Below are 11,608 nucleotides of genomic sequence, written 5' to 3' on the forward strand. Positions count from 1 at the left end.
TTGATTACCAACAGTTTAGCTCATCACTACCTGTCGCCGTTTTAGAGCCATTCGAATGAAGGATAAAGGCCGTGCACCGCGTGTCATCTACCTGAGGCGAGCCCGACAGGGGTGTCGCAGTCAGTACAAAACAGCGCGCAATTGAACCGCCGCTGCACACAGTCGCCGCCACGCTGTAGTGCCCGTCTTCAGAGGTATAAGGGTTCTGATTAAAACCAAGATCTGTCAGTTCCAGAGAATAGGTTCCCCTATCCAACATATAGCCTTCCTGGCGATTGGCCACATCGAGCAGGGCTGACTTGGCATCGGCACGCCTGCCCTTCTGCACACTATCTTGGTAACTGGGCAGGGCCACCGCCAGCAGTATGGCAACGATCACAATAACAATCATCAATTCAACCAGCGTAAAACCCCTGGCTGGTGACGAATGGCTCGGCTGAAAACCGCTTATCCGACTCACTAGTACGCCTCCTGGAACCAGTACTTGCCGTAAGGTGGCGGTATACTCTGGAAGATGTCGCAGACGCCCCCTTTGCAATCTATTACGTCCGCAATAGCTACATCCGACACTCCAAGGGGCAGCAAGATATAGATACTGCTATCGTCAGAAAAATACAGCGCGGGCGTGTCGGGAATAATAGGGCCGAGATCGATCGCGTCCCTGTCTCCATCGTAGATATCCATGATATACAGCTGCCCTGTCCCCGACTGCGGGACGCAGGAGTTGCTGTCACTGAACAAGCTTGACGGCGTGAAAGTGCCTATATACGCCTTGCCGTTAACCGTGACCGAACTTGCCAAGCCTTTCTCGCCCGCATAAAGCAGGTCAAACGCCCAGCCATCGGCAACCCTCAAAGATTCAATCGCAATGATTTTCTCTGTCTCTGACCCCTCAGTAATCGTCTTCTCCGTGATGTCGTAAAAATCATCATCGAAAATCGGCCAACCGCATCGGAAATCTAAAAACTCAGGTCCTATACATTCACCGGGGGTGGGTCTCACAGTGCTATATGGCAGGGTTGCACGATCGCGAATCATATAGATACGATTGTCGACATCAGTCGCATTCGGGTTGGTTCTGTCGCCGGTACCGATGATAATGGCATCGATAACTTCTCCACGCGAACGCATTAAGACGACGTCTGGCTTGTTAAAGATACGCCTATCGCTAGCGGCGCTGCCGTTATTCAAAGAAGCCAGCTTGTTAATTTGCCAGGTATCTTGGCTGGACGTGGGCAGCACATTACCCGACAGATCAACACGCCACAAATTGCCGCCTGTATCGCCAAAGTAGATTCGGTAGGCAGTTCCGTCTTCGTTATTGTCAAGCACGGCCACTTCAGCAGGCACTGAGTGGAGAAGGCCTTGTTCCTGCAAATTAGTAGCACTACTGCTTGCAGGCGTCACACTCCAAACCAGAGCACCGGTCTGGGCATCCACGATATAGAGGCCTCTGCCCTCCTGATCGGGAGTTCCCACACCCGATGCATCTTTACCGGTATCGTAGCCAGCTCCAAACACCAGCACCGGTTTGTTAACACCGCTACCATCAACGTAGCCTGGTATTCTCGTTACTACAGGCTCAGACCAAGTTTGCCCAAGCTCACCGAAGCCCGATGTACTGTCGTCAATACGCCACATAAAAGACGGACTGTCGGGGTTAGACAGATCCAGGGCATAGTAGGCGCTTCCACCTCTGCGCATTCCAAGATAGGCCCAGACTTTATCGCCACCACTGGAATCAAGCGTGCCATCCTGATTACTATCGTAGGTATAGGTTACCGGGGTCAGGTCCATGCCATAGACGTGTTCATTAGACAGCGTATTGCGCCTGCGTTTGGGAAGAATTGAGGCGAGCTCTTTGGGGAAAAAAGCCCAGTCCTCTTCGCCATCACTATTCCCGAACAGATGTACGAAGCCCGAATTAGAACCTACCAACAATCTCAAATCGGGGCTGGATGTTGTAAAACTGCCTCTGGCACCGTAGTTGAGCACTAAGGGCTGGCTGTGCAGCATATCGCCCAGAATCCAGTTCCTAGATTCATTGGTGATCGCGTCGCCATCCCTGTCATAGGCATCATAACCTCTGGCCCAATCAATCTGCATCTCAGCAGCCGTTTGAGTGGAGGCTCCCAGCACACTGTATAATTCGGCATCCGATGACAGTCCCAGTGCATCGGCATCGAAATTGGCTGTGTTGAATATTTCGAACGCCCCATTAGCCCCCGTATCACTATAGATGTCGCGTGTAGCGGGATCGCGAATGGCTAACAGAGCGCCGACGCCACCCTTGTCGACATCCCCTCCATCCGCGGCCGTACTCCAGAAAGTCGTTGCGCTGCCCTTGAGATTACCTGTCGTGGCATCCAAGGCTGGCTGACCTCCAGAGTCAACCAGCACCTTGTTTCCATCCAATTTTAGTTTTTTGATATTGCCTATCCAATCAACAGAGGACCTCGGCTTGAACATGGCGTAGAACACCTCGTCGCGGCTCTGGGTGCGCGTAAACGTATCCACAGCAACAGCAGGGGAAGTAAACGTGGTCGCCTGCGACAGGATACCGACAATCGCACCCTGAAAGGCTTCGGTTAGTTGTTGAGCATTATCTGCCGTATAGTATTCTCCTTTGCCGTTCTTAGCCGCGTCGCTCAGCAGTTGCTGATTGGTAGTAAATCCAATGGTGTAGGTAATGGCGAACTGATCGCCATCAGTATTGGGCGCGAGATCATTGTTGGCCATATACTCGGTCAGTTGTGGGAGGCAGTTTTCGGTCAGCCCGCCGCTGTCGGCACTGTCATAAACTTCACAGCCCTCCACACCAGCTAGATCCTTAATCCGTTGATTCGCACCGGTATCCCTTTGCGGTAAGCCATCAGTCATCAGTATGATGTACGTATAGGCGCATTCGCTATTGGGGGAAATGTATGAGCCACCACTCTCGGCGAGAGAATCCTTCGATAATACGTCCCAAGTTCCGAAAGAGTCACTGCCTGATAGTGCAGAGTTGCCATACTCAACCGGCCTGCCCGCAATATAATTGTAGGCCTCATACACGGATTCACACATTGGGGTGCTGCCTCCATGATCTATCTGGCCCACTAGGCCAATGAGATTATCGCGCTGGATATTGCTCATATTCTGTATGATGCGATGCGCTATTCGTCCTCCCGCATCGTAGTTGAATTCAAGTAGACCGAAGTCAACACTGGGATTGGTATCGATAATAGTTGAGATGACTTCTTGCGCTATATCCAGCCTTGAGCGCGACACAATCAGACTATCATCGTGGTGCCAGTTCAGGTAATTAGACGTGTAGAACGTATAAGGTGTGTCACCCCACTCCACCGTTGAGTCGGCGCTAGGTCCATACTCATTGCCATTAATGACATTGTTTTGAGGGTATCCGACGCCTTGACTCGGGCCATTGTCGTCGACACTGTTCGTGACATCATCGCGGCACTCCACATGTGACGGCGCATTGTCGCTGCCAATGAGACTTTGCCATGAACCGGGCACGACCGTCTCTTCTTCACAGACTTCTACGCGAGGCCCGACATATTCCCAGTCGGATGACACTGTATATTCCGGCTCCGTAACGCTTTCAAAGCAGGCGTCATAGGTGTTATTACTGCCTGGAGGGTTTACCCTCAGATAGGTATTACCGCCAACACACGCGTTACTACTATCGTTGGAACGGTACACCCAGCCTTCTACGGACTCAGTTGACGTCACTTCTTCGTAACATGCATCGTTATTACTGCCAGGCGGATCCACATAAAATAGCCCTTCGTAGCACCTATTATTGGACCAATCGTCACGACGATAAACGAGCTTGGCAACGGGCACATTAGAGGCCACCTCCTCATAACACCCTGCATTATTGGGGCCGGGAGGATTGCGATATTCTGTGCCGTCGGGACACTGAGTGGTGCATTGCCCCTGCTGCACAGCAGAGTCTACCCAGCGCCTGGCACGTTCGGCCGTAAATCGACCACTAACATCGAGATCGCCATAGGAAGAAGCGCAGCGGTTCTGTTCCGCTGAAAACCAGTTATTGCTGCTGGCGGAAGGTATGCTTCCGTCGGTAGACCAATAGATTCGGTCGGCCATAACACTCATTGAATAACTTTCACCCGCGTCGTAGGGAGGCCGCTGCTGTTCAACCATCGTGCTCATACTTCCGGAGTCATCAAAGGCGATCAGCACCTTGGCACGTGCGGCAATACTGCTGGCGTCAAAGTCCGCCAGATAAATTTCCGTGTCATCGGCATTGGCCGGAAAGATAGCATTTGTCAAGGCGAAAGCAATGACCGCTAGCAACGCTAATAATGGTCGGATCATGGTGTTAAGCATGGCACTGTCCTCCACGGATACTTAGCTGACTGGCTCATTGGATCACTACTTTTGTGCGGGCGCGGCGACGCCGAGTTGAATTTGGGTTCTGGCCCGGCCAGGCTCGACATGTTCGGATTTAATACGGTAGTAGTCACAATCAAATAGATCACTGTAATCAGCCAGTCTGCAGCGACCGGTTCTGATAAAACGAACGTCCACATCAATGGGCACAGTGCTAGGATCTGCCGCCTGATTCCTAAACGGATGATTCATGCTCCCCTCAAAATCAGTAAGCCCCTGCAACGGGTCGGCCGTATCAATTCTTTTCTCAAATGGATTCAAGGGCGTGACTCCAAGCCCCAGCACGGCATCGATGCCCGCTTCTGCAGACTGAAATGAACGGTACGAATCTTGCACACTGGCAGACATTTTAAGACCCAGCGTGCTGTTGTTAGCAGCCGTAATCGCAATAATCGTCACCACCAGAAGAAACAACAGTCCTGTAACCAGAGCGACTCCGCTCTGCCGCGTAGCGTTTCTCATTGCGTTTAGGATTGGATTGCTCATTGTCCCCCTCCACGCCAAGCCAGCCTTCGATTGCGCAGTGTCATATTAGAGTGCAGGAGAATTCTGCGCACAGAGTCTTCTGGAGAAACGGCAATATCACCTAACTGATAGGTTTTCCCATCCGTGTAGTTTGGGTCGGAGACATCACTGGCCAGTAACAGAAAGACCTGCAATGAGGTCACCTGATCCCATTTATCGGCATCAGTGACATCGGTCACATTCGCTAGAGTGTCCACTTCACCGTCGTCGTTAGAATCATAGCCGAATCGGAAGCGCATATTTTCTACCCCCTGCACCAGGTCCTCGGTCTGTATAGACATCGATCCCGCGCTTGCATCCCAGGCCAAAATTTTGCGGCTGAGCGTCGGTGTGGCACCATCGCGAATATAGTAAATCTGTAGGCGGTAGGGATACGCGACATAACTTTCACCGATATCAAGCGGCATGTCTGCTCCATCGCGCAGCTCGAATGAGACTATGCCCGCGATGACGTAGGTTTGTTGACTGCTCCATCCACCAGACAGGGGACTGGAGCCAGCATTTTTAATAACCAATACGTCTGTATAGGGCATCGCATCCGTAATGCAACCCTTTACCCTCGCGCTGGTCGCGTCGTTCTCAGGGCCCCCCGCGCGAAGAGCAAAAAATGAGTTCTCAGTGTCATAGGCCGCCGCAATATCCGTGCAGTCTCCGGCCACTGCCCCTACTTGCTTCTCCGGCCTAATATCGTAAGGGTTAGGGCCGCCATAGAACCCGATATGGCGCGCAGAATAGCCAAGCAGTTGCAATGCAAAACGTCCGTTCTCGGAGAGCGTTGCCACCTGCTCGACCTCTGTCAACGATCGCTTGGAGGCCAGATAGACCGAAATAGCGCCACCGATAACAATAAAACCCAGCACCATGGCAACCATGAGCTCTACCAGCGAAAACCCCTTAGTGGGTTTATGCCGACGCCGGAGGTGTCTATAAGATCTCATAATTCGGTCTCATTCATGCATTCCGTCTCATCCATGCGTTCCGTCTCATCCATCACATAGCTGTTCACGATAACTTGACGCCGGGTTGTATCTTCGGCCGCTGCATCCCCACAGACTGTTCCTCCACTGATGACTGCGTCAGCCGTTTCTTGCAATCCCTGCCATTGGATCACCACATCCACTATGCCGGTATTCTGTCTGCAGTCATCGGCAGTAAAATTGACGCACGCACTCACATTGCGTACACCTACCGTGGGCGCCCCACTATCGGTGACAATGGCTGAGGTGCCATCGAGCAATCGTTCCCAGGCCCACAGATCATGAGTGGCGAGTTCAGTTGGGGTACAGATGGCAGACTGACAATTAGGCACGGGTTCTGCCCCAATACTCGCACCGCCCAACGGGGCCGACAAGCCAACATTATAGACTGACATGCCCGCCGGATTTCTGCGAATACGCTCCAGAATATCATCGGCCAACACCACGGCTCGGGTCCGTTGTATAGATTCATGCTGGGACACTTTGGACAGAGACAGCAGGCTCACAATACCCATAATCCCCACTGCCAAGATAAAAGCGGCAACCAGTGCCTCAATCAGGGTGAAGCCCGACTGAACTGGGCCGCCCACACAATGGATTTTTCTAGTTGCAGACAACATTAGCATCATCCAAAGCATTGACGATGCCATCGGGCGTGGCGTCGTTGTCGAGAGCCGCTCTCAGCGAACCTACCGGGTTAAGAATAAGTGCGCGGGCATCCCCTGCCCCACGGCTATCACAGAACGTAAAGGTCCCGTCAAATCCCAGTGCGATGCCCTGCCCGCCGAAGCGCACTCGCTTACTAACATTATCGAAGCCTATCGCGACAGGGCTTTGCCTGGCCTCCCACTGAATAATGTCTTCATCAACATCCGCGGAATTGGCAACATTGTTATTATCGGTATCGACAAAGGTCATATAACCGGCCGACCAATCGTTGGAGTCCGCACAAGCGAGGCCGTCAGTGGTAGGGCACACCACCACGGGCGCACGACGCGCCAGTGCCTCCGAGCGCGCATGACTTAGCGTAGCACGCAGGACATACACTTCGGAGACCATCCTGTTATTGCTGATAAGATCAGAAAAACCGGGAGCCGCTACCAGTAAAAGAACACCCAAAATCAAAACGGCAACTAGCATTTCAATGAGGGTAAACCCATTGGCCGTCACATCGTAGTCTTGAGTTCTCCTTTTTTGCATACTGTTCAGCACCGCTCTTCATCATGCACGCGTTACACCTGCAACGCTTCGCATAGATTGCGCCTTAGAGAGAGACTATGCCAGACCTATTGCGCACAAGAAGTTCACATTCCGCATGAATGAGTCTTTCAATTATTTTACATTTTTTTAAAAAAACACTATTTTTATAGTGTATTGTGCATTTATAGACTCTAGATATATCAATTTTGAATATCTTGTTATTACATTATTCGATATCGTATTGTTGGCAATCGACAGTTTAAACAATGTAAATTCCGGAAGCTACATCGAAAGATTCGAATTTAGATTGAATTATTCTAGGTATTAACGACTAGCATTATCAGAAGACTCCGTCGAAAAATCGCGCGACGTTCTGGCTAAATATTCTCTGGCATAAATAAGGTTACTCTCGCCTCCATAGCCAGCGCGCCCGAGTCATCCAGAACCCACAAACTCACTTCCTGGCCATCCCGTCGACCCTGAAGAAACAGTGGAGCGCCCTCAAGCAGAGGCTTAATGGCGCGAAACTCAAAGTCTTTGACTGCGCTATCGGGTAATTCGCGGCGGAGTAAATCCAGAAGCAGTGTCGCCGTCAACGGCGCGTGCACGACCAGCGAAGTGTAACCCTCAACCTGAGTGGCGTAGTTCCGATCGAAGTGAATGCGGTGGCTGTTAAACGTCAGTGCGGAGTACCGAAACAGCAGTACGGAATCTGGGCAGATTTCCCTAGACCACTGAGACTCTGCTGGCGCGGGCCTGACTATATTTTTACCAGTGCCATAGTCGCGATACACCAGATTCTGCTCTTCCTCAATGGCCAACTTGTCTTGCTGGAAAATCTGGTGGCTTAGCGTGACAAAAATCAACGCCCCACTGCGACCCTCTTTATGCGTAATGGACGCAATGGTTGATACCCGACGGACTTCGTCACCGATAGTAACAGGCGAAAAAAAACGCAGGCGGCCGCCCGCCCACATACGACGCAAGAGCGGCACCGGCGGCATAAATTCGCCACGTCTTACGTGTCCGTCAATCGCTAGGTTTGACGCCGCAACAGCGTCCTGAAAGTACAACCAGTGCCAGCCCGGCGGCAGTGCCTCGCCGACTCGCGCTAGAGGGCTTAGGTAATCTAGACTTGCGGACAGCCCTGCGACTGGCGCGACTGATATCACATCGCAGTGCGTCTCAGTACTACCAACCCAGCCCTGTAAAAATTCAATATCAACAGTGCTCATACACAATCAGCCAAGACAGCGTCGTCAGGTATCACTGTGGTACTCGCGACGAATTGAATCGGTATGCTCTCCCAGCCCTGGCACCGGCCGTAATCGGTATTGCTCGCCACTTGTTTTTACCGGTGGCGCAACCAGCTCTACCATCCCGGAAGGGGTTACCACGGAGGTGCGACGTAGCTGCGGATGCTGCACCAAATCAGCCACTGAGTTGACTGCCCCAAAGGCGATTTTTGCCTGCAATAGCCGTCGCTCCAACTCTTGGGGCGTTAAGTTAGAAAACACGCTATTGATCTTATCATCCAGTGCCGCGCGGTTCATACAACGTGCAATGTTGGTAAGGTATGGTGCATCCTCGGCCAGCGTCTGAAGCTCGAGCACATCAGCGCAAAAACGTATCCATTCGCGATCATTTTGGATCGCGATGACCAGCTGGGCTCCACCTTTGCAGGTATAAGCTCCGTAGGGTGCAATAGAGGGATGGTTGAGCCCCATCCGGGCGGGCGCTGTGCCAGTGTACTGCTGATGCAGCAACGGTACTGTCATCCAGTCTGCTAACGCATCAAACAGTGACACTGAAAGACCTTTTCCAAGCCCGGTCCGCTGGCGTTCAATCAACGCTTCCAGTATCCCTGCATGCGCATACATACCACAGGCGATATCACAGACAGATACCCCCACCCTACCCGGCTGATCCGGTGCTCCGGTAATGGACGCCAAACCACTTTCACACTGCACCAACAGATCGTAGGCTTTCATGTCCCGGTAGGGACCACTAGCGCCGTAACCGGTGATATCGACGGTGATTAACCGTGGATTAGCCTGGCGTAATTCATTGGCATCAAAGCCTGCTCTAGCAGCAGCACCTGGTGCAAAGTTTTGAATAAAGATATCGGCTTCACACAGTATTCGTCGTAGCAAGTCGGCATCACGCGAATCCTTAATATTCAGACAAATGGATTCCTTACCACGATTAACCCAGACGAAATAAGCGCTCTCACCATCTGCCACATCATCGTAACTTCGCGCAAAATCCCCCTCCGGTCGCTCGACTTTAATCACCCTCGCTCCAGCGTCAGCCAGACGTGACGTACAGAAAGGAGCGGCGACAGCCTGCTCCAGCGCGACGACTAGCACACCTTCAAGTGCAAGCCCCATCAAAAAGACCGCGGCAATTGAAGCTCACGCGTAGCAATGTGAGATAAAATTAGATTGGTCGATATAGGCGCTATCTGGTAGAGGCGAGTTTCACGAAACTTACGTTCGACGTCGTATTCTGTGGCAAACCCGTAGCCACCATGCGTCTGAATGCAGGTGTCTCCCGCGGCCCATGCTGCCTCAGAGGCCAGCAGTTTTGCCATATTCGCTTCTGATCCTGCAGGCTTGCCAGCGTCGTATAAATCAGCCGCCCGCTGCACCATCAGAGCAGCTGCCTCGGTCTGGATATACGCTTTGGCGATGGGAAACTGAATCCCCTGATTGACCCCGATGGGTCGGTCAAAGACGGTGCGTTCGCGCGCATAATCCGCCGACTTGGCCGTAAACCAGCGAGCATCACCAATACATTCGGCTGCGATCAGAATACGTTCAGCGTTCATGCCGTCAAGAATACACTTGAAGCCCTGACCCTCTTCACCAATCAAGTTGCAGGCGGGAACCCTGAGATCATCAAAAAATAATTCGGTGCTGGCATGATTCATCATCGTTTCAATGGGTTTTATCGTCAAGCCATTACCCACCGCTTCGCGCATATCCACCAACAGCACAGACATACCATCGGTATGTTTGACGCACTGGTCCCTAGGCGTGGTTCTGACCAGCAGTATCATTAAGTCGGAGTGCTCGGCGCGAGAAATAAAGACTTTCTGGCCATTGATGACATAGTCCTCCCCATCACGCACAGCGTTTGTACGAATACGCGAGGTGTCGGTACCACTGCCAGGCTCTGTCACGGCAAACGTTTGCAGGCGCAAACTACCATCAGCGACGGCCGGCAGAAACTGCTCTTTCTGCTCTTCACTGCCATGGCGCAACAGGGTACCCATGGTGTACATCTGCGCATGGCAGGCCGCCCCATTGCCTCCGCTTCGGTGCACCTCTTCAAGGACAGCACAGCCAGCGCCAAGGGGCAGACCAGCGCCACCGTAATTCTCTGGGATCAGCGTCGCAAGGAAGCCCGCACTTGTCAGAGCCTGAACAAATTCAGTGGGGTACGCTTTTGCAGCATCCATCTTTCGCCAATAATCACCCTGATACTGCGAGCACAGGCTGGACACAGCCGCTCGAATTTCGGGGTAGGTTTGATCAATCGCCACGGTATGTATCCTCAGAAAAGTTTTTGAGTGGGCCTAGAGAAACCACGAACCACCATCGACCATATGTGTTTGTCCGGTCACGAATGCACTGCTATCAGAGGCAAGGTAGACAATCGTCCCCGTCAGATCCTCTGTTTGAAGATTGCGCTGTATCAGCTGCCCGGCGGCGATTACCTGTTTAGCTTTTTCTAGCTTCTCGCCAAAAAACTCTTCAGTGCCTTCTGTCATTACTGCTGATGGCGCTACAGCATTCACACGAATTCGATCCTTACCTAGCTCCCTCGCCATGGCACGCGTCATTCCGATTACCGCCGCCTTGGATGCCACATAATCCATGCCATAGGGCAGCCCATAAACCGCCGCCAGTGACGAAATATTAATAATGGAACCACCACCGGCGGCGCGCATCGGATCGACTACCGCCTTACAGCACTGCCACAGCCCTTTGACATTAATGTTCATCACGGCATCCCATTGCGCTTCATCCAGTTGCTCAAAGCGTGCGCCCTTCAGGCCGCCGTAAAGCGCAGCGTTATTGACCAGCACATCGATTTTTCCGAATGCGCTGACCGCCTGCTCTGCCATCGCCGTACAACTGGACATACTCGCGATGTCAGTCACAGCCGACTCCGCCCGACCGCCCATCGCGACAATAGCTGCCACGGTTTCATCACAACTGTTAACATCACAGGCAAAGATAGCAGCGCCCTCGCGCGCCATAGCCTCTGCATACGCTCGGCCAAGGCCCCGCGCAGCCCCTGTAATAATAGCCACTTTGTCCTGAAGTTGCGCCATGACAATTCTCCTGTATTTACGCATTAGCCACTAAGGATATCAAAACTATTTCCCAACGGCATGAAAAACCACAGCTCTTTGCCAGTCTAGACATAAGGGATTGAATGCTTAAAATCACGTCGGACCTGGTCCACTATCTGCTCATCAC

Annotated in this window: 10 protein-coding genes; all 10 read right to left on the bottom strand. The window is 52.3% G+C overall.

The window, feature by feature from the left end:
• Positions 1-4 precede the first annotated feature (4 nt).
• The 10 genes from ABXT62_RS11030 to ABXT62_RS11075 all read right to left on the bottom strand — a co-directional run bounded on the left by ABXT62_RS11030 (position 5) and on the right by ABXT62_RS11075 (position 11,460).
• Positions 5-460, bottom strand: a complete 456-nt coding sequence (locus ABXT62_RS11030; protein ID WP_415355340.1) for a type IV pilin protein — start codon at positions 458-460, stop codon at positions 5-7.
• Positions 460-4,353, bottom strand: coding sequence for a pilus assembly protein (locus ABXT62_RS11035; RefSeq protein ID WP_415355341.1), 3,894 nt, complete (start codon positions 4,351-4,353; stop codon positions 460-462). Before ABXT62_RS11035 ends, ABXT62_RS11030 begins: the two co-directional genes overlap by 1 nt.
• A 45-nt stretch (positions 4,354-4,398) precedes the next feature.
• The gene (locus ABXT62_RS11040; RefSeq protein WP_415355342.1) at positions 4,399-4,902 is read right to left on the bottom strand and encodes a PilX N-terminal domain-containing pilus assembly protein; all 504 of its coding nucleotides are present in this window, start codon (positions 4,900-4,902) and stop codon (positions 4,399-4,401) included.
• Positions 4,899-5,879 (bottom strand): PilW family protein, encoded by a 981-nt coding sequence (locus ABXT62_RS11045; RefSeq protein ID WP_415355343.1) that lies wholly within the window; start codon positions 5,877-5,879, stop codon positions 4,899-4,901. Before ABXT62_RS11045 ends, ABXT62_RS11040 begins: the two co-directional genes overlap by 4 nt.
• Complete coding sequence (gene pilV, locus ABXT62_RS11050; RefSeq protein ID WP_415355344.1) at positions 5,876-6,538, bottom strand: type IV pilus modification protein PilV; 663 nt, start codon at positions 6,536-6,538, stop codon at positions 5,876-5,878. The genes ABXT62_RS11045 and pilV overlap by 4 nt, the downstream gene beginning before the upstream one ends.
• Positions 6,522-7,118 (bottom strand): GspH/FimT family pseudopilin, encoded by a 597-nt coding sequence (locus ABXT62_RS11055; protein WP_415355345.1) that lies wholly within the window; start codon positions 7,116-7,118, stop codon positions 6,522-6,524. The genes pilV and ABXT62_RS11055 overlap by 17 nt, the downstream gene beginning before the upstream one ends.
• A 377-nt stretch (positions 7,119-7,495) precedes the next feature.
• A complete protein-coding gene (locus tag ABXT62_RS11060; protein WP_415355346.1) occupies positions 7,496-8,353 on the bottom strand; it encodes a MaoC family dehydratase N-terminal domain-containing protein in 858 nt (285 codons plus the stop codon).
• Positions 8,354-8,377: 24 nt separating this feature from the next.
• Positions 8,378-9,508 carry a CaiB/BaiF CoA transferase family protein gene (locus ABXT62_RS11065; RefSeq protein WP_415355347.1) on the bottom strand — a complete coding sequence of 377 codons (1,131 nt, stop codon included), beginning with the start codon at positions 9,506-9,508 and terminating at the stop codon, positions 8,378-8,380.
• Complete coding sequence (locus ABXT62_RS11070) at positions 9,508-10,665, bottom strand: acyl-CoA dehydrogenase family protein (protein ID WP_415355348.1); 1,158 nt, start codon at positions 10,663-10,665, stop codon at positions 9,508-9,510. The genes ABXT62_RS11065 and ABXT62_RS11070 overlap by 1 nt, the downstream gene beginning before the upstream one ends.
• Before the next feature lie 33 nt (positions 10,666-10,698).
• Positions 10,699-11,460, bottom strand: a complete 762-nt coding sequence (locus tag ABXT62_RS11075; RefSeq protein WP_415355349.1) for an SDR family NAD(P)-dependent oxidoreductase — start codon at positions 11,458-11,460, stop codon at positions 10,699-10,701.
• Positions 11,461-11,608 lie beyond the last annotated feature (148 nt).

Source organism: Halioglobus sp. Uisw_031 (genome assembly GCF_047729875.1).
Classification (GTDB): Bacteria; Pseudomonadota; Gammaproteobacteria; order Pseudomonadales; family Halieaceae; genus Marimicrobium.